This is a genomic window from Arthrobacter sp. EM1 (genome assembly GCF_029964055.1).
Classification (GTDB): Bacteria; Actinomycetota; Actinomycetes; order Actinomycetales; family Micrococcaceae; genus Arthrobacter.
Genome location: NZ_CP124836.1, coordinates 2,990,910 through 3,013,070 on the forward strand (window position 1 = coordinate 2,990,910; position 22,161 = coordinate 3,013,070).

Consider the following 22,161-nt stretch of genomic DNA (forward strand, 5'->3'; position numbering starts at 1 on the left):
AGGGCAGAATTGTGACTATGTACCTGCTGCTTGCCGCCCACGCTGACGGCGCAGCCCTCCAGGAACTCACCGCGGACGGTGCCCCGCACCCGGACAAACCCGAACCGCGGGTCGTCAGCGCAGCCGGCTTGGCCGGCGTCGTGCGTGAACTGGAACAGCGGCGGCCACGCTGGATCTGGCACCGTACACAGAACTGGTACCCCGTTCTGCTGGCGGCCGGCGTCGAACTGGAACGTTGCTACGACCTCGCGTTGTGCGGTGCGATCCTGGCGCATTCGGAGTTCACCGCCCACACCGGGTATGCGCAGAACGCCGAAAAGTTGACCCAGGACGATGAGCTGGAGCTGCCGCGGGCGCTCCAGCCGCCGCCCCCGCCAGCCGACCAAGGTGCCTTGTTCGATGACCCCGGCGTGCGTCATAAGCCGCGCCATAGCCTCGAGGAACTCCGCGCCGAATACGCTGCCCAGCAGCACGCGCTGGCCCAATTAGGCGGGACCGGCGTTGAACGCCCCGCCGACCACCGCAAGCAGCGCCTCCAGCTGTTGCTCGCCGCCGAGTCCGCCGGCGCCTTGATCGCGGCGGAAATGCAGCACACCGGAGTGCCGTGGCGTGCGGAACTGCACGAGCAAATCCTGGCGGACTATCTCGGCCCCCGGCCCCCGCTGGGCCACCGCCCGGCCAAGCTGGAGTCGCTCGCCGTAGAGTTGCGGCTGCTGCTGAATTCCCCGTCGCTCAATCCGGATTCCCCGCAGGAACTTATGCGGGCGCTGCACCGGAACGGCATCGAGGTGAAGACCACCAGGCAGTGGGAACTGCAGGAATTGACGCACCCGGCGATCGAGCCGCTGCTTGCGTTCAAGAAACTCTCCCGCCTGCACGCCGCCAACGGCTGGACTTGGCTGGATGCCTGGGTCAAGAACGGCCGGTTCCAGCCGGAGTACGTCGTAGGCGCGGTGGTCTCCGGCCGATGGGCTTCGCGCGGCGGCGGCGCGCTGCAGATTCCGCGCCAGATCCGGGGAGCCGTCCATGCCGATCCCGGGTGCAAACTGATCGTCGCCGACGCCTCCCAGCTTGAACCCAGGGTGCTCGTGGCGCTGGCACAGGATGCCAGGATGGCCGAGGCCGCGCGCGATAAGGACCTGTATGCCGGCATCGCTGCGCAGGGTTTCGGCGGCGACCGCGCCAAAGCCAAAGTGGCGTTGCTTGGCGCAATCTACGGGGCCACTACCGGTGAGTCCGGGCGCCTGATGCCGCAGCTGACCCGCACCTATCCGCGGGCCGTCGGCTTTGTGGAGCAGGCCGCCCGCGAAGGTGAAGCCGGCAGGACTGTCACCTCCCGTCTGGGCCGCAGCAGCCCGCCACCCTCTGAGCACTGGCGGCAAAGCCAGCATTCGACCAGCGCCGAGGAGCAGCGCCGGGCCGAATCGATCGCCCGCTCACGCGGAAGGTTCACCCGCAATTTTGTCGTGCAGGGCTCCGCGGCGGACTGGGCTGCCTGCTGGCTGGCAGAACTGCGACGCCGGCTCCGCGCCATGCGCGCGGACGGTGGCCCCGCCGGGGAGCTGGTCTTCTTTTTGCACGACGAGGTGATGGTCCACTGCCCCGATGCCGCGGTAGCCGACTGCATCCGCGCTATCGAAGAGGCTGCGAACACCGCCAAGGAACTGCTCTTCGGCCGGATACCCGTCGAATTCCCGGTGAGCGTCGCGGTTGTGGACTCGTACGACAACGCCAAATAGTCCGCCCGGGTCACCCTGCGTAAAGTACCCGCCGGTAGCGTTGTGGGGCACTCGGGGACGCGGCTACCCTCGGAGGAGGCCGGTAACCGATCGGACAATCCGCCGGCCGTGCGATGGAGCATATTTTTGGGGAGGCGCCACCTTGGCGGGAATTCTTGAGATCGCCGAGGCGAGCGGGAAGAAGTATTTCTTCAAGCTGACGGCCCCGGACGGAACGGTGGTCGCTGTGTCACCGCTGTTCAACACCGTCAAGAGCGCCGCCGCGGGCATCACCGCTGTGCGGGAGAACGCCGCGACCGGGCTGATCGTCGACAGGTCCCGGGCCAGCAGGCGCGGCCCGGCGACCGAAGCGGAAGAACTGCCTCAGCCGTAAAGCCTGCTCCACGCATCGACGCTGAGCAGGCTGTCGCTGTCCCAGGGGACCGCCCACCCCAGCTGATCGAAGAGCTGGTTGAGGATCATTCCGGTGAAGCCCCAAACCACAACATCGTTGACTGTGAAGGCAGGACTCTGGAAGGTTTGCCCGGCCCGGGACACGGTGGCCATCACGCGGTTGTCCGGATCCAGCAGGTCCCTGACCGGAACCCGGAATACCTGGGCGGACTCGCCGTAGTCCACCACTCGAACTGGCGACTGGGAAGCCCACCAGCCCAAGACCGGCGTCACCAGGAAATTACCGCGGGGAAGGGCAAGTTCGGGCATCACGCCGAGGACTTCGACGCCGGCCGGATCCAGTCCTGTTTCTTCCTCGGCTTCCCGCAGTGCGGCCGCGGTGACGGACTCGCCGGGGTCAATACCGCCGCCGGGGAAAGCGACCTGCCCCGGATGGTCATCCAGGGTCTGGGCACGCTGCAGCAGGAGCACATCCAGATCCGCCGGGGCCAGGAGTTTGACCGAGGTGGCCGGGACATCGTCCAGCGAGCCAAAAAGCATCAGCACGGCCGCGCGGCGTACCCGATCGCCGGGGCCGACAACGAGTTCCTGCCAGCGCGGATCGGGCGGCAGCGCCGTCCCTGCCGCCACAGCGGCCACCAGATCAATCAGGTCCTGGCGGGCGGTCACAGCGGTTTCCTCTGGGATTCCATCCGGATTTCCGCGGCGCGGTGCGTCTCGGCCAGGAGCTTGGCGAGCAGCTCCTCCTGGCCAGGGGCCAGCTCGTACTTCAGCAGCTTCCGGGCTTTCTCGGGGTCGGTTTCCCCCATGCCATAGCTGGGACACCAGTTCGCGGCAGCACAGGCGCCGCACGCCGGTTTTCGGGAATGGCACACCCGCCGGCCGTGGAACACGACCCGGTGCGAGAGCATCGTCCAGTCGCGGGGCTCGAACAATTCCGCAACATCGGACTCGATCCGTACCGGGTCATCGGACTCGGTCCAGCCGAAACGCCTGGCGAGACGGCCAAAGTGCGTGTCCACGGTGATCCCCGGGATACCAAAGGCGTTACCCAGCACCACGTTCGCGGTCTTCCGCCCGACGCCGGGGAGCGTCACCAGGTCCGCGAGCCGGCCGGGCACCACACCGTCGTACTCATCCACGAGCCGGGTGGCCAGCGCCATCAGGTTCCGGGACTTCGCACGGAAGAACCCGGTGGGTTTGACGATGGCCTCCAGCTCGGCCGGGTCCGCCTCCGCCAGGCTCCGCGCGTCCGGGTAACGGGCGAACAACAGGGGCGTGATCTGGTTGACCGTGACATCCGTGGTCTGAGCGGACAGCACCGTGGCCACGACCAGTTCAAACGGATTGCGGAAGTCGAGTTCGGCGTGGGCGTAGGGGTACTGTTCGGCCAGCGCCTTGTTGATCCGCCGGGCGCGGCGCTTCAACGCCAGCAGCGATTCCCCCGTCGCGCGCGGGCGTGCGCTGGTGGTGCGGGAGATCTTGGCGGGGGCACCGTTGCCCGGCACGACGCCGCCGGCGTAACGGTTGCTGGGCTCAGTGGCCACGGGGCTGGCTAACCGCGTTCGATGTTGCTCAGGTCGCGGAGCAGACCGACCCGGCCGTCGGTGTGCTGGACCAGGAATTCGTCGCCCCGGTCCTCCAGGGCGAGGACCCAGCCGCCTGGTTCAATCACAAAAGCGGCTGCGCCGCTGTGCTCGTCCACTGCAGTACGCGGCTGGGCAACGGCAAACCAGAATGCTTCATGGACAGGCTGGTCTCCGTAGGCCTCGGGGCGGCTGTCCGGGTCGACTGTGGCTCCGATTGGCTCCGCCTGGCGCACCTGCGGGTTCACTGTGGTGGGCATGCTGGCGCTGGATGCTGCGGGGACCTCCGCGGGACGGGTTTCCTCAGCCGCGGCCGGCGCGCTGGCCGGCGCGCTGGTCTGCGCGCTGGTCTGCGCGTCCGCGGCTTGCGCTTCCGGCGCCTGGGCCCCGGCGGCGGAAGTTGCGGCCGGGGGCACAGCGCCGGCGGCTTGGGTCTGCGCCGTGGCCGACGGTGCCGCCGCCACGACAGCAGCGACCTGGGTTGCCGGGGAACCGGCATGCGGGGCGTTCATCGCAGACTGCACGGGTGCCTCCTGAACCGGGGCTGGCGCCGCGGCCGGCTCAGGGGCGGCAGACTGCCCGCCGGAGGTCATCCGCTTCGCCCAGCCGGCAACAGCGCCGGCGCCGCTGGCTTTTGGCGTCGTCTCATCCGTGGCTTGCCCGGGGGCCATGGGCTCCTTGGGTGCCCGGGGCTTGCGGAAGGGGACTGCTGACTCGCGGGCCACTACGTGGGCAGGCACTTCTGCCCGGCCCAGGAAATCTCCGGCCAAGACCGGAAGCAGTCGGCCCAGCACTGTGGCCACGAAAAGCCCGAGGGCGCCCACGAGTGCCAGCAGCATGGTGGGGACGTAGTCGCCAGCGACGGCGAGGAAGAAGAACGCGACAGCAAAAGATGCCACCACGGAACCGAACTGGTCGACCGAAAGGGAGCCGATCCGGATCTTCGACTCCGGGCTGAGCCGGCGCGCCGCGAACAGGGCGGCAACAGTCACCGGCAGCAGGATTCCGAGCCCCAGGAAAAACAGGCTGCCAAGGTTCCACAGGTTGTAGCGGTCCGCAAACATGGGGATCAGGGAGGCAACAAAGAGAACCAGTGTCGAGCCGAAAACAGTGAGATCACGGACTGTGAACGGTCCGAGGACCGCCGCGTTTTTCTTGCCCGCCACTTTCCCGTTTGCCTTGTCCACGGTGAATCGGGGTGCTTCGCCGTAGCCGCCGGAGCGGTCACCGCCACCGTGGCCCTGGCCTTGGGCGGGCGGCTTTTGCTGGCTGTTTGTTTGCTCGTTCATTCGGTTCTCCTTAGCGTGGCGGCGCCCTGGACAGCGCCGCCTAACGGCAGGCCGAGCACGGACCGCAAGCGGTCCCGTCGCCTCCATCGGATGTCACAACTTCATCTCAGCCTAGTCAAGTGTCCGGCCGATCACTAGCTGACGAGCCGCGGACGGGGCTTCGGAACCGGGCTCGGAAGCCCCGCCCCAACGGTCGCCTTCCCCGCCATTCGGCGCTTAACAAACACCGCTCACGGTTCAGCGTGTGACGCGGCACACGTCCGGAGCGGCGCAGGCGTTAGGGTGTATTTCGGAACAGCTCTCTGCGGCACGTCCGTGACCAGCCGCCACCCGACGTCGTGTATGCGGCCCGGCAGTGCGGCGGAACGGCGGAGCCGCGCAGCAAGGATCGATGAATGATGAGGTTCACCATGTCCCAGCAGACCCCCGGCTCCACGACGACGCAAGTACCGCAAGGCGATGCCTTCGAAAACCTGTCCCAGGAGAACCGTAAGTTCGCCCCCTCCGCCGAATTTGCTGCGCATGCCGTGGTGACCGCCGCTGACTACGCCGAGGCCGACGCCGACCGGCCCGCGTTCTGGGCGAAGCAGGCCCGCGAGCTGCTGACCTGGTCCAAGGACTTCACCCAGGCCCTGGACTGGAGCACACCGCCGTTCGCCAAGTGGTTCGTCGGCGGCGAGATCAACGCGGCCTATAACGCGCTGGACCGTCACGTTGAAAACGGCCACGGCGACCGGGTAGCGATCTACTTCGAAGGCGAACCCGGCGATACCCGCACCTACACGTACGCCCAGCTCACCGAGGAGGTCAAGAAGGCCGCCAACGCCTTCGAATCCCTCGGCGTCGCCAAGGGTGACCGCGTCGCGGTGTACCTGCCGATGATTCCCGAGGCCGTCATTACGCTGTTGGCCTGTGCCCGGATCGGTGCCATCCACTCGGTGGTGTTCGGCGGCTTCTCCGCTGAGGCGCTCCGGTCCAGGATTGACGACGCCGAAGCCAAACTGGTCGTCACTGCGGACGGCACCTACCGCCGCGGCAAGCCCAGCGCCCTCAAACCCGCCGTCGACGAAGCCCTCTCCCACGAAGGATCCGGCGACGGCCACACGGTGCAAAACGTCATAGTCGTAAAGCGCAATGGCCAGGACGTCGATTGGCATGAGGGCCGGGACCACTGGTGGGACGACACGGTCGGGACAGCCTCCGCCGAGCACACCGCCGTCGGGCACGATTCCGAGCACCCGCTGTTTATCCTTTACACCTCTGGCACCACCGGCAAGCCCAAGGGCATCCTGCACACCACCGGCGGCTACCTCGCCCAGGGCGCCTACACCCACAAAGCCGTCTTCGACCTCAAACCCGACACCGACGTGTACTGGTGCACCGCCGACGTCGGCTGGATCACCGGGCACTCCTACGTCGCCTACGCCCCGCTCATTAACGGCGCCACCCAGGTCATCTACGAAGGCACCCCGGACTCCCCGCACCAGGGCCGCTGGTGGGAGATCGTGGAGAAGTACAAGGTCTCCATCCTTTACACCGCCCCCACCGCCATCCGGACCTTCATGAAGTGGGGCAAGGAGATCCCGGCCAAGTCGGACCTGTCCTCGATCCGCGTCCTGGGCTCCGTCGGTGAACCCATCAACCCCGAAGCGTGGATGTGGTACCGCGAGGTCATCGGTGCCAACGCCGGCAAGAACGGTGAGCGCAAGGAAAACCCGGCGCCGATCGTGGACACCTGGTGGCAGACCGAAACCGGCGCGCAGATGATCGCACCGCTGCCGGGGGTGACAGCGACCAAGCCCGGCTCCGCCCAGGTCCCGCTGCCCGGCATCGCCGTGGACGTCGTGGACGAGGCCGGCGAGTCCGTGCCCAACGGCTCCGGCGGCTACCTCGTGATCCGCGAGCCGTGGCCGGCCATGCTGCGCGGCATCTGGGGCGACCCGGAGCGCTTCAAGGAAACGTACTGGTCGCGTTTTGAGACGATGTACTTCGCCGGCGACGGGGCCAAGAAAGACGAGGACGGCGACATCTGGCTGCTGGGCCGGGTCGATGACGTGATGAACATTTCCGGCCACCGCCTCTCCACCGCCGAGATCGAATCGGCGCTGGTCAGCCACCCTGCGGTGGCGGAGGCCGCCGTCGTGGGTGCAGCGGACGAGACCACCGGCCAATCGGTCGTCGCTTTCGTGATCCTGCGCGGGGACGCCGTGGACACCGGGGACGCGATAGTGCAGGAACTCCGGAACCACGTCAGCAAGGAGATCGGGCCGATTGCCAAACCCAAGACCATCCTGGTGGTGCCGGAGCTGCCCAAGACCCGATCCGGGAAGATCATGCGCCGCCTGCTCAAGGACGTCGCGGAAGGCCGCGAAGTCGGCGACGCCACCACCCTGGCTGACAACACCGTGATGGCCCAGATCGCGCAGTCACTAAGAAAGTGAGCAAGGCTCCGGCGGGGGCTGCGCGGTGCCGGAACGTGCAGCGATGACGGATTCGTGTGATGTGTTGGTGGTGGGCGCCGGCCTCGCCGGGTTGCAGTGCGCCCGAGAATTGGAGGCGGCCGGGCGCGGGGTACTGGTCTGGGAAGCCGCCGATGACGTCGGCGGCAGAATCCGGACGGACCGGATCGACGGGTTCCTCGTTGACCGTGGCTTTCAGGTATTGAATCCCGCCTACCCGGCGGTCCGGCGCTGGGTCGACGTCGAGGCGCTGGGGCTTCAGGCCTTCGGTGCCGGCATCCGCGTCCGCCGGCAGGACTCATTGACGGTCCTGGCCCACCCGGTGCACGAGCCCCGCCTGCTCCTCCAGACCCTGCGCAGCGGCCTCCTTGGCCCCCGCTCCGTCGCGGGACTGCTGCGGTGGGCGGCGCCGGCATTTGCCGGTCCCCGGCGGCGGGGCAAGGATGTTGCGCTGCGGGAAGCCCTGGACCGGGCCGGATGCTCCGGCGGCCTGCGCACGGTGGTGGACCAATTCCTTGCCGGCGTGCTGCTGGAGGACGAGGGCAGCACCTCCAACGCCTTTGCCCTGGAACTGCTGCGGGTCTTTGCGGCGGGGGTGCCGGGACTGCCGCGGGACGGTATGCATGCGCTCCCGCGGCAGTTGGCGGCCGCTCTGAGCGTCCCGGTACGGACCTCGACCCGGGTGGAGTCGATCACGCCGGACGGGAAAGGAACCCTGGTCACCGCCGCGGATTCGGCCATCCGGGCCCGCCACGTTGTTCTTGCCACCGATCCAGTGGACGCCGCCAGGTTGGCGGGGAGCCCTGCGCCGGCCATGAAAGGTGTGCTCACGCACTGGTTTGCCGCCGACTCGGCACCCAGCGACGTGAACATGCTCTGCGTTGACGGCCGCGGCAACCCCGGCGGCCCGCTGGTCAACGCTGCCGTCATTTCAAACGCGGCGCCGAGCTACGCACCCGCCGGTCGGCATCTGATCCAGACGTCAGCACTGTTCGGCCCGGGCCGCCCGGTTCCGGCTGACGACGAAGTCCGCCGCCATGCCGGCGAGATTTTCGGCTCCGCCACGGCCGGCTGGGAGCTTGTGGCAAGGCACGAGGTCCCCCGCGCCCTGCCGCTGCAACCACCGCCGCTGCGGTCCCCGGGGCCGGTGGAAGACCTGGCCGGGCCGATCATCTGCGGTGACTACCGGGACGCGGCATCCATCAACGGCGCGCTCGTCAGCGGCCGCCGCGCCGCGTTATCGGTCCTCGGACGGCCCAGGTGACGTTGGCCGTATCGCGCCGGGTCGCAGCGTCACCGGACGTGGTGTGGTCGCTGCTCACGGACATCAGGCAGTGGCCGGAGTGGGGACCGTCAGTCAGAGCCGTCGAGCCTGCCCCGGCCGGGTCAGCTTCCACGGCACTTGGGCTCGGCAGCCGCGGAAAGGTTCGAACCGTCCTGGGTCCGGCGCTGCCGTACACCGTGACAGCTTTTGAGGCCGGACGGTCCTGGTCGTGGTCCGTTGCGGGGATTCCGGCCACCGGGCACCGGGTCATCCCGCAGGACGGCGGCTCCCTTATCACTTTCACCGTCCCCTGGTGGGCAGCTGCCTACCTCCCGGTCTGCGCCCTGGCCCTGCGGCGGATAGAGCGGCTCGCCGCAACCCCACTGACCCGGGGCGCCGCCGACCCGCAACCCCACTGACCCGGGGCGCCGCCGACCCGCCACCCCACTGACCCGGGGCGCCGCCGGACTGTCCGCGTTTGGGTACTTCGCGGGCAACATCAGCGTTCTGCACGGTACAACGCGATAGATTGGCAGGCATGAGCGAAGCCACCACCGACGGCGCCGGCCGCGGCACCATCCTGGTCCTTAACGGGCCCAACCTGAACCTGCTCGGCACCCGCGAGCCCGAGAAATACGGCACGGCAACCCTGGCCGACGTCGAGCAGCTCGCCAAGGACGCCGGCGCGGCGCACGGCCTGGACGTCGAGTGCTTCCAGTCCAACCATGAGGGTGCACTCGTGGATGCCATCCACGCCGCCCGCGGCAAGGCAGTCGGCATTGTCATCAACGCCGGCGCCTACACCCACACCTCCGTGGCGATCCGGGACGCCATCTCCGCCGTGCAGCTGCCCGCCGTCGAGGTCCACATCACGAACGTCCACGCACGCGAGGAATTCCGGCACCACTCGTACCTCTCGGGCATCAGCGCAGCCGTGATCGCCGGCGCCGGGATATTGGGCTACCGGTTCGCCGTCGAGTACCTCGCCGGGCTGCGGGCCGGCCGGAACTGAGCATGGCCGCCGTCGGCACCGCCGGCCGGGAACCGGATCCTGCGGAGTCCCCCACCGGGGAGTGGTACCGGCACTTCGGCACCGTGGACGCGCCCGGCAATTCCGAGTGCTACGCCGAATGGTCCGTGGGCATCGCTGCGGACCCGGAGCTGATTCGGCGGATCGATCAGTGGCCGTACAACAAGCGCCAGCCGCTGCTGATGCTGGCCGCGGCCCGGTTCCTCGGCGCCCGGATCAGCCCCTACCCGGAATTCCGGGCATTCCTGGACGCCCGCTGGGATGACGTTTCGCGGACAGTGCTCAGCCGCGCAACCCAAACCAATGAGGCCGGGCGTTGCGCCACTTTGCTCCCTTCCCTGGCGCAGGCCGCCGCGTCCGGCAACGGGCGCCCGCTCGCGCTGATCGAAGTCGGCGCCTCAGCCGGGCTCGCACTTTATCCGGACCGCTACGGTTACGCGTTCGACGCCGGCGCCAGCGTCGTGCGGCTGTCCCCGGCGGGCGCCACGCCCGGTAGCTACCCCGTTCTGGGATGCACCGTCACCGGGCCGGCGCCGCTTCCGGCGGACCTGCCGCACGTCGTGTGGCGGGCGGGGATCGACCTTAATCCCCTGGACGTCAGGAATCCCGGGGACGTCGCGTGGCTGGAGGCGCTGATCTGGCCCGAGCAGGACTTCCGCCGTGAGCGCCTGCGCCGGGCGATCGCCATTGCGCGCTCCGCCCCGCCCCTCCTGGTCTCCGGGGACCTCAACGACCAGCTCCTCGCCCTCGCGGCGCGGGCGCCGTCGGACGCCACACTTGTGGTCTTCCACAGCGCGGTGATGGCCTACCTTGATGCGGAATCCCGCGACCGGTTCCGGGCCACCATGTCCCGGCTCACCGCCGAACGAGGCTGCCACTGGCTCTCCAACGAGGGCCACACCGTCATCGTCCAGGCGGATGGTTCCAGCGTGGTCCCGGAGATGGACGAGGCCCGGCTCCGCGGCCGGTTCCTGCTGCTGCACAATGGTGCACCGGTGGCGATCACCGGACCGCACGGCCAAAGCCTCGACTGGCTCTAGCGCACTATTTCTGGATGCACTGGCCCGGCGAGACGGCACTGCCGAGACCTGGAGCTTGGGCGGCAACCGGTCCCAGATCGGACATTGTGATGGCGTAACCGAGCGAGGTATCCCCCGTGGCCTTGGCAAAAATCACCCCGGCGACCCGGCCGTCGGTGGTCAGCAGCGGGCCGCCCGAGTTGCCCGGCTGGACATCCCCGGCGAGCCGGTAGACGTCTTCCGGTGCGGGGTTGTTGCCGTAGATGTCCGGGACCAGCACCGTCGTAATGTCCTGTACGGTGGCGGGTTTGGACTGGAACGGACCGCCGTGGGGGTACCCGGCAAACGCGGCCGGGCTGCCGGCGGGCAGTTCAGCGCCGAGGGGCAGCACGGCCGACCGCAGTCCGTCCACGGCCACCACGGCGAGGTCGTGCCGGCTGTCGAAGTACACCACACGGCCGGGCAACGCCCCGCCGCCGGGGATCTCAACGACCGGTTCCGGTACGCCGGCCACCACATGGGCATTCGTCACCACCCGGCCGGGCGAGACCACAAAGCCCGTTCCGGTCTGGTTTTGTCCGCACTGGTAGGCAGTCCCCGTGATCTTCAGCACGGAGGCCGCCGCGTTGTTCAGGGCCGGAGTATCGGTGCTGGCATCCGGGACAGCTACCGGCTGGCCTTGGCCTATTCCCTCGAAAAGAGTCGGAATGCCCTCGCCGATCACAGCGGAGCGGAGCTGGGCCATCGAAGTCTTTACCGGCACGGGGGTCACGCCGTCGATGAAGCGGATCACCTTGGACTCGGCCAGCGGCTGGGAAACAAAGGGAACACCGAGCGCACCGATGCTGAAGGCCAGCATCGACATCACAAGGGCGGCGACCACCACATTAACGCCGCCGCCGGCCAACCGGTCGACGGAGCGCAGCGGGCTGATCCGCACGATGCTGCGGATCCGGCGGCCGATTGCGGTGCCCAGCCCGTGGCCCAGGACCATCAGCAGCACCGCGGTGGCGATGATCGCCGTGAGGCGCCAGCCGCTGTCCGCCACCAGACCGCTGACGATCGGGACGGACACAAACGCCGCCACGGCGCCCGCAGCAAATCCGGCGATGCCGCCGACAGTGACGAGGAAACCGCTGCGCAGGCCGTGGAACAGGTAGGACAGCAGCGTCAGGATCAATACGAGGTCCAAGATGGTCAAGCCGAACACCGACGCTCCTTACAGGCAGGTAAGCCCCAATTCTACCGGTGGGGGCTGACAGTTTACCGACCACCAGTCGGGCCTTTGGCGGGCTCCGGGTTTCCTCCGGCCGGATATTTGGCGCGTCTCAGTGCCAACTACGTCACAGACGCGCCAAAATTCTGAAAGAATAGCGGAAGCGCCCCAGCCGACACACCTAGTCAGGAGATTTTATGGATATCGAGGTATTGCGCCGCGCCCCCCTTTTCGCCACGCTCGACGACGAGGCGTTCCGTCTGCTGACGGACGAACTCACCGAGGTGGACCTCTCACGCGGAGCTTCGGTATTCCGGGAAGGCGACCAGGGCGACCAGCTCTACTTCATCGTCTCCGGCAAGGTTAAGCTCGGACGCACGTCCCCGGACGGCCGGGAGTCACTGCTCGCGATCCTCGGCCCGGGCGAGCTCTTCGGCGAAATGGCACTGTTCGATCCGAGCCCGCGGACCGCCACGGCCACGGCCGTCTCGGAAACGCGGCTGGCAGGGCTGAAAAACGAGAGCCTCAACGCCCTCCTTCGCACCCGCCCGGAGGTTTCGGCCCAGCTGCTGCAGGCCCTGGCCCGACGCCTTCGCCGCACTAACGATTCCCTCTCCGACCTGGTCTTCTCTGACGTTCCGGGCCGCGTCGCCAAGGCGTTGCTGGACCTCGCTGACCGCTTTGGCCGCCCCGCGACCGACGGCGTCCTGGTGGCCCACGAACTCACCCAGGAAGAGCTCGCGCAGCTGGTCGGCGCGTCCCGCGAAACGGTCAACAAGGCCCTCGCGGAATTCGTCCAGCGCGGCTGGCTGCGGCTGGAAGCCCGCGCCGTTGTGATCCTCGACATGCAGCGCCTCCGCCAGCGTTCCCGTTAGGCCTGTTTGGCAACACACCGAAGGCCGGCCCGTAACAACGGAGCCGGCCTTCGGCGGTTAAGGGGGCACGGCCATCTGCGCGGCGGGACATGCCCATTCCCGGCCGCACCCGCGGGACATGCCCATCCCTGGCGGCCAAGACTGCGCACAACACCACCATGCCCAACGGTCCGAGCTGGCGCAGGACATGTCCAGTGGCCCGGCCGTGTGTCCGCAGCGCATGTCCAGCGGCAGCACCGGGTTGACGTGAGGCGGTGCGTCAGCGTTCGCGTTGGGGTTCGCCGACGACGGTTTTGGCCGCCTCGACCTCGAGCATTAGCCGGCCGTCTTCATCGATCAGTTTCGGCTGGTAGACGTGGGCCTTGCGTTTGTAGCTCAGGTACGCGATGCAGCCGTTCGCGGCAGCCATCTTCTCCAGCATGATCTCCGAGCCGGGCACCAGAAGCTGGCCGAGCGTCCGCCCCACTGTGTTCTCCTGCCCAACCTCATCGCCCAGTGCCGGGGTGTTCCGTCCGTCAACGACCTTTCGGACGCAGACCCACCGGCCCCAGACACCCTTGCTCGCCAGCAACGACGGCTGCTGGTTCACCGGCACAGTGGCCGCAAAGTAGCGGGTGTTGAACCGGCGGTGGGCGAAGTCCGGACTCAGCCAGTTCACCAGCGGCCTCAACAGGTCCGTCCGCACGGAGAGCCCCCGCTTGGCGAGCACCTCGGTGAAGGACTTCTCCTGCTCCGCCACCGCCACGCGCGCCCGCATCCATTCTGCCGTGGACGTCGCCTCCACCGTGGTGGAGAGGTCGGTCCCGGCCAGCAGGATGCCGGTTTCCTCGAACAGTTCGCGGATGGCGCCCACCACGTGGCGGCGCGCCAGTCCGACGTCGGCTGTCCCCATAAAGTCCGCCCAATACTGCGGCGAGGGGCCAAGCCAGCCGACGGCGTCGTGGTCGGAGGCCTCCAACGAACCGCCCGGGAAAGCGAGGACACCCAACGGCGACGAGCCGGGACGGTATCCCAGCCAGGTCTCCAGCCCGGTGGGCGAATCACGCAGCAGCACCACCGAGGACGCAAAGCGCGGCGCGCGGGGGGTCCGCTCGCCGTGTTCAATCCAGCTGCGGGCGGCCCCCTCAAGATCGGGGGGAAGGGCAAAGAGGCGTCGGGCTAACTGAGGCAAGGGAACTGACCTCTACGCGAATTCAGCGATCAGTTCGACTTCTACCGGCGAGTCGAGCGGGAGGACGGCAACGCCGACGGCGGACCTTGCATGCTGGCCGGCGTCGCCGAGGACCTTGCCGAGGAGTTCGGATGCGCCGTTGATAACGCCGGGCTGGCCCGTGAAGGACGGGTCGGAGGCTACGAATCCGACAACTTTGACAATCCGGGTGATGCGGTCAAGGTCGCCGATGACGCTTTTGACGGCGGCGAGTGCGTTGACTGCACACACGGCGGCATACTGCTTGGCAGCTTCCGGGGAAACCGTGGCCTCGTCCGAGGCGCCTTCGGCACCGGAGGACACCTTGCCGGTCTCCTCCAGTTTGCCGCCGATAAACGGCAACTGGCCGGAGGTGTAGACGTGGTTGCCCGAGATCACCGCGGGAACGTAGGCCGCCACCGGGGCGGCCACGTCAGGCAGGGTCAGTCCGAGCTCGGCAAGGCGCTGCTCGACGGCGGACGGCGCGCCGGTGACGGCGGTGCTGTGGGCCCGCGATCCGGAGACCGCCGGGGCGCCCGGAGCGGCGGATGGTGTGGTGCTCATGGCTACTGCTTCTCCCGCTTCAGGTACGCAACCAGGCCGTTGCCCTCGGGGCCCGGGACTACCTGGACAAGTTCCCAGCCGTCGTCACCCCACTGGTCCAGAATCTGCTTCGTGGCGTGGATAATGAGCGGAATCGTGGCGTACTCCCATTTGGTCATGAGCTAAAGCCTAGTCCTTGCCGGTAAAGTGGAAAACATGGCGACTGGTAAGAACCCTCTATTTGACACGGCCACCACCCTCGGAAAGATCCTTCTTTTCCTGGGCGTGAGCGCCGTTTGCGGTGTCCTGGTGGCGGGACTGCTGGTCCCCGCGGCCGCCGTTACCGGCAGTTCGGCCAGCGGATCGATCAAGTTCTTCGAGACTCTGCCAGCCGAACTGCAGGTGGACCCGCCCAGCCAGTCGACGACGATCCTGGCCTCCGACGGCAGTGTGATCGCAAGCCTCTTCGCGGAAAACCGCACCAAAGTTTCCCTCGACCAGATGTCGCCGTTCGTCAAGGACGCGGTCATCGCCATCGAGGACAGCCGTTTCTATGAGCACGGCGGCGTGGACACCACCGGCATCATGCGCGCCCTCGTCAGCACCGCGCGCGGCAACAAGCAGGGCGCGTCGACCATCACGCAGCAGTACGTCAACAACGTCATCAACTCCTCACTCGAGGCCGAGGGCAAGGGCGACCAAGTCCTCCTCAACGGCGTGAACAAGGGCGTCGGTGACAAACTGCGGGAAATGAAGCTCGCCATCGCCCTGGAAAAAAAGTTCACCAAGGAACAGATCCTCGAGGGCTACCTCAACATCGTCTTCTTCAACCGGGATGCGTACGGAATCGAAGCCGCTTCGAAGTTCTTCTTCAGCACCACCGCCAAGGACCTCAGCCTCCCGCAGGCTGCGTTGCTGGCCGGCTTGGTTAACAGTCCGTCGTTCTACGATCCGATTACCAACCCGGAGAACGCCAAGGTCCGCCGCGACCTGGTGCTCAAGGCGATGCTCACGCAGGGCAAGATCCAGCAGGCGGACTACGACAGCGCCGTCGCCACTCCGGTCGAAACGAAGGTTACGCCGGCGCGCCAGGGCTGTGCCTATTCGGCGACCGCCCCCTATTTCTGCGACTACGTGCTGCACTTGCTGCTCAACAACCCGGCCTATGGCGCCGACGCCGATGCCCGGGTCCGGAAGGTCTTCCGCGGTGGCCTGACCATCAAAACGACGCTGGACCCGAACGCCCAGGCCGTGGCCCAGGCCCAGGTTGACGGCTCCGCCGGGGCGAACCCGGATAAATGGGGCGCCTCCCTGGTCTCCGTGCAGCCCGGTTCCGGAAAGATCATCTCAATGGCCCAGAACACGCAGTTCCTGGAGGCCGAAGGCAAATTCAACAACGTGATCAATTTCAACGTTGACATGAAGGATGCCAAGGGCAACGACCTCGGCGGACTGGGCGGCTTCCAGCCCGGTTCCACGATGAAGCCGTTCACCTTTGCCGAATGGCTCGACGAGGGCCGGTCCATGAACACCGTCCTCAACGGCGCCGTACGCAGGTACCCGTTGAACTACAGGTGGCGGAACACCTGCCCCACTCCGGTGGAAGGGGCTTACAACACGGCGGAGGTGGGCCTCGGCGCAGCCCCCGACCTGCAGAACGCCGAAGAGAATTACTACAAGAACATGACAGTCGTTGACGGCCTGGCGAACTCCATCAACACGATGACCTTCGCCACCGCGGCACAAGTGGACCTCTGCGGCATCCAAAAGATCGTCGACGCCGTCGGCATCCACGCCGGCCAGACCAACGAGCCGGTGCCCATGACGACCTTGTCCAACCTGATCGGCGCCACCCAGACCTCGCCGCTGACCATGGCCAGCGCGTTCGCGACCTTCGCCAACGACGGCAAGTACTGCGAGCCGATCGCCATTGAGTCGGTAACTGACGCGACCGGTGCAGCCATGCCGGCACAGGCCCCCAGCTGCCGCGACGCGATCAAACCGGAAGTCGCCCGCGGCGTGAGCTACGCGCTGCAGGAAGTCCTCAACCGCGGCTCCGGCTCGCTGATCCAGCCCCGGATCTCCACCCGGACCAGCTTCCCGATCGCGGCCAAGACCGGCACCAACGACCCCAACAACTCCACCTGGGTGGTCGGCTACACCTCCGGCCTGGCGACGGCATCGTGGTTCGGAGACGCACTCGGCGGCCAGGACCGGCCGGGACGCAACCTCACGTTCAACGGCAAGTTTTACCAGGCAATCGACGGGTATATGATTGCGGGTCCGCAGTTCTCGAACTACATGACCCAGGTGGCCCCGGCCTACGGCACCAACCCGTTCACGGCGCCGCCGTCGAACATGGTGACCGGCCCGGCACCGGCGCCCCGGCCGAGCACACAGTCGACGCCGGCACCGTCTGCCCCCGCTCCTGCCCCGGCTCCGTCCACACCGGCTGCGGCCCCCGCCCCGTCGGCGCCCGCTGAGCAGCCGGGCAACGCTGCCGCGCCCAAGCCGTGACGGCCCAAAACCAGTTAACCGGCCGCGCCCGACGCATCGGACGCGGCCTGGCCGTGTCCGCCGCGACCGGAGCCGCCACCGGCGCCGTCGCCGCCGGGTACGGGCTCTGGGAAAAGAACCAGTTTGTTGTGCGCGAAGAGACCCTGCCGATCCTCCCGGCCGGGTACGGTCCCATCCGTGTGCTGCACCTGAGCGATATCCACTTTGTCCCCGGACAGCACCGCAAGGCAGCGTGGCTGTCCTCGCTGGCCGGCCTGGAACCGGACCTGGTGGTGAACACCGGCGACAACCTCAGCCACGTCAACGCGGTGGACCCGCTTTTGGACTCGCTGCGTCCGCTGCTGAAGTTTCCCGGAGTCTTCGTCCCGGGGTCCAATGATTACTTCGCCCCGCGGCTGAAGAACCCGGCGTCGTATTTCCTGGGACCCTCCTCGAGCCCCAAGGGGCCGACCAAACTGGATTGGCCACGGCTGCGTTCGGGCTTTGGGATGGGCGGCTGGCTGGACTTGACCAACCGCTGCCAGTCCCTGGTGGTCAAAGGCTTGCGTCTTGACTTCTCCGGCGTCGACGATCCGCACCTGGGCCTTGAACGGTACGCCGGCTGGCCCCGCGGCACTAGGGGCCAGGATGCCAAACCGCACCTCCGGGTCGCGGTCATCCACGCCCCATACCAGCGCGTCCTGGACCACTTCACCGAGGACGGCGCCGATCTCCTGCTGGCCGGGCATACCCATGGCGGCCAGATCTGCCTGCCGGGGTTCGGTGCCCTCGTCGTCAACTGCGACCTCCCGACCTGGCGCGCCAAGGGCCTGCATGACTGGAACAGCAAGGGACGCACGACGCCGGTAAACGTCTCCGGCGGTATCGGCACCTCGCGCTTTGCCCCGGTCCGGATCGCCTGCAAGCCTGAAGCCGTGTTGCTGACGCTTACTGCGCAGCCCTGAGCCCGAGCCTCCGCCGCGCAGTGGACATGCCCGCCGGCAGCCTTCCCGGCTGGACATAATGGGCATATGTCCACCCTTCGCGCGCAGGAGTGGACATGCGCCGAGGGAAGCGCGGATTGTGTCCGCTCTCCGCGCCCGGAAGTGGACATGTCCGGTGGGGCAGCGGGGTTGATGTCCACTTTCAGCAGCCACGGGTGGACATGTCCCTGACGGGCCAAGCACCGTCCGAGCATTGCGGAACGTAATTACTGGACGAAATCCTGCCCTCCGCCGGTGTCCATGTGAACCGGCTCACGCAATGGCCTAGGGTAGTTGCTACAGGAAACTACATCCAGTTGCGCCGGCCCGCTGCCGTCGCGTGTGAAGAAGTCAGGCATGGCCCAGCAGACCTCATTTTTCTCCTCCATCAGCCGCCTTTACCCCCACGTTCAGCCGATTATTCCGCGGCTGGCCCTGGGCCTGCTTTCCGCCTTGCTGGCAAGCCTGGTGGCTCTGGCCATCCCCCAGGTGCTGCGGGTGCTGATCAACCAGTCCCTCCGGCCCGGCGGGAGTGCGGACGCAGTCTGGATCGCTTCCCTCGTTATTCTGGGCCTGGGCATAGCTGAAGCCGGCCTGGTAGCCCTGCGGCGGCAATTCGTGATCAACCCGGCCACCACTGTTGAGACCCGAATGCGGGTGTCCCTCTACGACCATCTGCAGGATCTGACAGTTTCCTTCCACGAACGCTGGGGCTCCGGTCAGCTGCTCTCCCGCGCCATGACGGACCTGAACTTCCTGCGCCGTTGGATGGCCTTCGGCGCCATTATGCTCGTGGTCACCACCCTGACGGTGGTGATCGGCGTTGTGGTGATGTTCACGATGAGCTGGCAGCTGGCCCTGATTTTCCTCGCCGCCGCAGTGCCGCTTATGATCAACGGTTTCCGTTTCCGCACCCGCTTCAGCAAGGTGGCGCGCCGCAGCGCGGACCAGGCCGGCGACCTCGCCACCACTGTCGAGGAATCGGTCCACGGGATCCGGGTGCTCAAGGCATTCGGCCGCAGCCGCGAGGCGTTGGAGAATTTCAACGAGCAGGCCGAAGGCCTCCGCCAGACGGAGATAGTTAAGGCCAAGCACCTGGCTACCTTCAGCCTGGTGGTCACCCTGCTGCCCGAGCTCGCCCTCGGCGCCGGCCTCGTCGCCGGTCTTATGCTCGCCTCCACCGGCGCGCTGAGCATCGGCGCCCTGGTGGCGTTCTTCGCCACCGCTGCCGTCATCGCCACTCCGGTGGAGTTCAGCGGCTTGCTTCTGGCCATGGCCCTGACCGCCAAGACGGCCGTGGACCGGCACTTTGAGGTGATGGACTCGGTGAACACCATCACCAGTCCCGAACATCCCCGCCGCCCCGAGGCCCTGACCGGCGCCCTGCGCTTCAACAGCGCCGGGTTCGCCTATGAGGACGCCCCGGACAAACCGATCCTCCGGAACATCAATCTTGACATCAGGCCCGGCGAAACGATGGCACTGGTGGGGATCACGGGCAGCGGCAAAAGCGCCTTGCTCCAGCTGGTGCCCCGGCTGCACGACGTCACCGCCGGTTCCATCACCATCGACGGGGTCGATCTGCGCGAATTCAGCGTCGAGGAGCTACGCACGGTTGTCGCCGTCGCCTTCGAGGACACCACCTTGTTCTCCAGCTCGGTCCGTGACAACGTGATGCTCGGCGCACCGGAAAACCACACGGCCGAGCGCCGCGAGGAGGCCCTCGCGGAGGCCCTCGACGTCGCCCAGGCCCACTTCGTATACTCGCTGCCGGACGGGCTCGACACCCTGATCGGCGAGGAGGGGCTCAGCCTCTCCGGCGGCCAGCGGCAGCGGCTCGCCCTGGCCCGCGCCATCGCTGCCGGGCCAAAGGTCCTGGTCCTGGACGACCCGCTCTCTGCCCTTGACGTCAACACCGAGGAACGAGTCGAGACCCGGTTGCGCGAGGTGCTCGCCGACACCACCACCCTGATCGTGGCCCACCGGCCGTCCACCGTGGCGCTGGCGGACCGGGTGGCGCTGCTGGAGGACGGCGGGATCGCCGCCGTCGGAACCCACACCGAACTGCTCGCGGCGAACCGCCACTACCGGCATGTGATCGCCAGCCTCGACCCGGAGCCCCGGGACCTGGACTCCGATCTGGTGGACTCGGACCTGACAAGCCTCAACGAAGAGGAGGTTTCCCGATGAGCAGCACAACTTTCGGCACCGCGAACGAGGACAACGCGCACCTGTCCAGGACCGAGAGCAAGACGGTGCGCCGCCGGTCCCTGGTCCTGCTTGGTTCGCTGATCCGCCCGGTCCGACGGCGGTTCTGGCTGACCATTGCCGCCGTGGTGCTGTCCCAGGCCGCACGGGTCGCCGGGCCGGCGCTGATCGCATTCGGCATCGACGGAGCCCTGCCGGCCCTGACTGCGGGCGACAACCTTCCGCTCCTGTTCACCGGCGCAGCCTACCTCGCAGCCGCCGTTGCGACGGCGGGCCTCACCGCCGTGTACGTGACCTCGACCGCACGGCTGAGCCAGGCGATGTTGCTCGACCTCCGGGTCCGGGTCTTCCGGCACACCCAGCGGCTCAGCCTCGAATTCCACGAAAAGTACACCTCGGGGCGCATCATCGCCCGCCAGACCTCGGACCTTGAGGCGCTGCGCGAACTCCTGGATTCCGGAATCAGCTCCCTGTCCTCGGGGATCCTGTTTATGCTCTTCACCGCGGTGACGGTGTTCGCCCTCGACTGGCGCAGCGGCCTGCTGATTCTGGCCGCAGGGCTGCCGATGTTCTTGCTGGCCCGCTGGTACCAGAAACACTCTCAGATCGCATTCCGTGAATCCCGCGCCGTCTCGGCCCGCCTGATTGTCCATTTTGTCGAAACCATGACCGGAATCCGGGCGGTCAAGGCCTTTCGGAAGGAACGCGACAACGCCGCACGGTATGCCGAACTCTCCGAGGACTACCGCCAGGTCACGGTCCGGTCCATCAATCTCAGCGGCATCTTCCAGCCCGGCCTGGTGCTGATCGGCAATGTCTGCGTCGCCGTCGTCCTGCTGCTCGGCGGTTTCCGGGTGCTCGGCGGAGACCTTGCCGTCGGTGTGCTGCTGGCCCTGATCCTGTCCACTAAACGCTTCTTCCAGCCGGTGGACCAGATGGCCATGTTCTACAACTCCTTCCAGAGCGCCCAGGCGGCGCTGGAGAAGGTCTCCGGGCTGCTCGAGGAGGTCCCCACCGTCCGGCCGCCCAAAAACCCGGTGGCCCTGCACCGGGCCAAGGGCACCATCGACTTCAACGGCGCCGAGTTCCGCTACGGCACCGGGCCCCTCATCATTCCCACCCTGGATCTGCATATTCCTGCCGGCCAGACGGTGGCCCTGGTGGGCCAAACCGGTGCCGGAAAATCCACCCTTGCTAAGCTGATCGCCCGCTTCTACGACGTCTCCGCGGGCTCCCTGACGCTAGACGGCGTGGATCTGCGGGAGCTGACGACGGCGGACCTGCGGCGCAACGTCGTGATGGTCACCCAGGAGGCGTTCCTGTTCAGCGGCTCCGTGGCGGACAATATCGCCCTGGGGCGTCCCACGGCCTCCCGGGATGAGATCGAAGCCGCCGCCAGGGCGGTAGGCGCGCACGATTTCATCCTGGCGCTTCCGGAAGGCTACGACACGGACGTCAACAAACGCGGCGGCCGGGTTTCGGCCGGTCAGCGCCAACTGATCAGCTTCGCCCGGGCGTTCCTGGCCCGCCCTGCCGTGCTGATCCTGGACGAGGCCACGTCTTCGCTGGACATCCCCTCCGAACGCCTCGTGCAGGCCGGCCTCGCGGGTCTGCTGCAGGGGGCCGGGACGGACTCCGGCCGGACCGCCCTTATCATCGCGCACCGCCTGTCCACGGTGGAAACCGCCGACCGGGTGCTGGTGGTCCAGGACGGGCGGGTAGTCGAGGACGGCACCCCGGCGGAGCTAATCGGCGGCGGCGGACGCTTTGCCCGGCTCCACGGTGCCTGGAAGGATTCGCTGGTCTAGCCCTTCGGCGCAACGAGACCCGCGGTTCGATTTCGCATCCGGGGCCACCATCGGATAGTCTTGT

General features: G+C 67.4%; 19 protein-coding genes. 12 read left to right on the forward strand and 7 right to left on the reverse strand.

Annotation, left to right across the window (positions count from 1 at the left end):
• Window positions 1-17 precede the first annotated feature (17 nt).
• Window positions 18-1,739 carry a bifunctional 3'-5' exonuclease/DNA polymerase gene (locus tag QI450_RS13830; protein WP_226775510.1) on the forward strand — a complete coding sequence of 574 codons (1,722 nt, stop codon included), beginning with the start codon at window positions 18-20 and terminating at the stop codon, window positions 1,737-1,739.
• A 142-nt stretch (window positions 1,740-1,881) separates the two neighbouring features.
• A complete protein-coding gene (locus tag QI450_RS13835; RefSeq protein ID WP_226775472.1) occupies window positions 1,882-2,112 on the forward strand; it encodes a YegP family protein in 231 nt (76 codons plus the stop codon).
• Here QI450_RS13835 and QI450_RS13840 read toward each other — a convergent pair.
• The 3 genes from QI450_RS13840 to QI450_RS13850 form a co-directional block, all read right to left on the reverse strand.
• Window positions 2,103-2,801, reverse strand: coding sequence for a CoA pyrophosphatase (locus tag QI450_RS13840; protein ID WP_226775471.1), 699 nt, complete (start codon window positions 2,799-2,801; stop codon window positions 2,103-2,105). The genes QI450_RS13835 and QI450_RS13840 overlap by 10 nt on opposite strands.
• Window positions 2,798-3,613, reverse strand: a complete 816-nt coding sequence (gene nth / locus QI450_RS13845) for an endonuclease III (protein WP_226775509.1) — start codon at window positions 3,611-3,613, stop codon at window positions 2,798-2,800. The genes QI450_RS13840 and nth overlap by 4 nt, the downstream gene beginning before the upstream one ends.
• 74 nt (window positions 3,614-3,687) lie before the next feature.
• The gene (locus tag QI450_RS13850; RefSeq protein ID WP_226775470.1) at window positions 3,688-5,007 is read right to left on the reverse strand and encodes a hypothetical protein; all 1,320 of its coding nucleotides are present in this window, start codon (window positions 5,005-5,007) and stop codon (window positions 3,688-3,690) included.
• A gap of 410 nt (window positions 5,008-5,417) precedes the next feature.
• On the opposite strand from QI450_RS13850, the gene acs reads away from it, so the two are divergent.
• From acs to QI450_RS13875, 5 genes are all read left to right on the forward strand, one after another.
• Window positions 5,418-7,448, forward strand: a complete 2,031-nt coding sequence (acs, locus tag QI450_RS13855; protein ID WP_226775508.1) for an acetate--CoA ligase — start codon at window positions 5,418-5,420, stop codon at window positions 7,446-7,448.
• Between the two features lie 43 nt (window positions 7,449-7,491).
• Window positions 7,492-8,730: an NAD(P)/FAD-dependent oxidoreductase gene (locus QI450_RS13860; protein ID WP_226775469.1), complete on the forward strand. Its 1,239-nt coding sequence runs from the start codon at window positions 7,492-7,494 to the stop codon at window positions 8,728-8,730.
• Window positions 8,727-9,149 carry an SRPBCC family protein gene (locus QI450_RS13865; protein WP_226775468.1) on the forward strand — a complete coding sequence of 141 codons (423 nt, stop codon included), beginning with the start codon at window positions 8,727-8,729 and terminating at the stop codon, window positions 9,147-9,149. Before QI450_RS13860 ends, QI450_RS13865 begins: the two co-directional genes overlap by 4 nt.
• Before the next feature lie 119 nt (window positions 9,150-9,268).
• Window positions 9,269-9,742 (forward strand): type II 3-dehydroquinate dehydratase, encoded by a 474-nt coding sequence (gene aroQ, locus QI450_RS13870; protein WP_226775467.1) that lies wholly within the window; start codon window positions 9,269-9,271, stop codon window positions 9,740-9,742.
• A gap of 2 nt (window positions 9,743-9,744) precedes the next feature.
• On the forward strand, window positions 9,745-10,800 hold the full coding sequence (locus QI450_RS13875) for a DUF2332 domain-containing protein (RefSeq protein WP_226775466.1): 1,056 nt from the start codon (window positions 9,745-9,747) through the stop codon (window positions 10,798-10,800).
• A gap of 4 nt (window positions 10,801-10,804) precedes the next feature.
• Here QI450_RS13875 and QI450_RS13880 read toward each other — a convergent pair whose 3' ends face one another.
• A complete protein-coding gene (locus QI450_RS13880) occupies window positions 10,805-11,989 on the reverse strand; it encodes a MarP family serine protease (RefSeq protein ID WP_226775465.1) in 1,185 nt (394 codons plus the stop codon).
• Window positions 11,990-12,192: 203 nt separating this feature from the next.
• On the opposite strand from QI450_RS13880, the gene QI450_RS13885 reads away from it, so the two are divergent.
• Complete coding sequence (locus QI450_RS13885; protein ID WP_011693220.1) at window positions 12,193-12,870, forward strand: Crp/Fnr family transcriptional regulator; 678 nt, start codon at window positions 12,193-12,195, stop codon at window positions 12,868-12,870.
• A 259-nt stretch (window positions 12,871-13,129) separates the two neighbouring features.
• Here the strand turns inward: QI450_RS13885 and QI450_RS13890 are convergent, their stop codons facing one another.
• Genes QI450_RS13890 through QI450_RS13900 form a run of 3 tightly spaced genes read right to left on the reverse strand, consistent with a single transcriptional unit; the run spans window position 13,130 to window position 14,781 of the window.
• Window positions 13,130-14,041: an NUDIX hydrolase gene (locus QI450_RS13890; protein WP_226775464.1), complete on the reverse strand. Its 912-nt coding sequence runs from the start codon at window positions 14,039-14,041 to the stop codon at window positions 13,130-13,132.
• 12 nt (window positions 14,042-14,053) lie between these two features.
• The gene (locus QI450_RS13895; RefSeq protein ID WP_226775463.1) at window positions 14,054-14,623 is read right to left on the reverse strand and encodes a RidA family protein; all 570 of its coding nucleotides are present in this window, start codon (window positions 14,621-14,623) and stop codon (window positions 14,054-14,056) included.
• Between the two features lie 2 nt (window positions 14,624-14,625).
• Window positions 14,626-14,781 carry a DUF4177 domain-containing protein gene (locus tag QI450_RS13900; RefSeq protein ID WP_144671455.1) on the reverse strand — a complete coding sequence of 52 codons (156 nt, stop codon included), beginning with the start codon at window positions 14,779-14,781 and terminating at the stop codon, window positions 14,626-14,628.
• Window positions 14,782-14,818: 37 nt separating this feature from the next.
• On the opposite strand from QI450_RS13900, the gene QI450_RS13905 reads away from it, so the two are divergent.
• The 4 genes from QI450_RS13905 to QI450_RS13920 all read left to right on the forward strand — a co-directional run bounded on the left by QI450_RS13905 (window position 14,819) and on the right by QI450_RS13920 (window position 22,097).
• Window positions 14,819-17,119 carry a transglycosylase domain-containing protein gene (locus QI450_RS13905; protein ID WP_226775462.1) on the forward strand — a complete coding sequence of 767 codons (2,301 nt, stop codon included), beginning with the start codon at window positions 14,819-14,821 and terminating at the stop codon, window positions 17,117-17,119.
• A complete protein-coding gene (locus QI450_RS13910; protein ID WP_226775461.1) occupies window positions 17,116-18,063 on the forward strand; it encodes a metallophosphoesterase in 948 nt (315 codons plus the stop codon). Before QI450_RS13905 ends, QI450_RS13910 begins: the two co-directional genes overlap by 4 nt.
• A gap of 375 nt (window positions 18,064-18,438) precedes the next feature.
• Window positions 18,439-20,271, forward strand: coding sequence for an ABC transporter ATP-binding protein (locus QI450_RS13915; protein WP_226775460.1), 1,833 nt, complete (start codon window positions 18,439-18,441; stop codon window positions 20,269-20,271).
• Window positions 20,268-22,097, forward strand: a complete 1,830-nt coding sequence (locus tag QI450_RS13920) for an ABC transporter ATP-binding protein (protein ID WP_226775459.1) — start codon at window positions 20,268-20,270, stop codon at window positions 22,095-22,097. Before QI450_RS13915 ends, QI450_RS13920 begins: the two co-directional genes overlap by 4 nt.
• Window positions 22,098-22,161 lie beyond the last annotated feature (64 nt).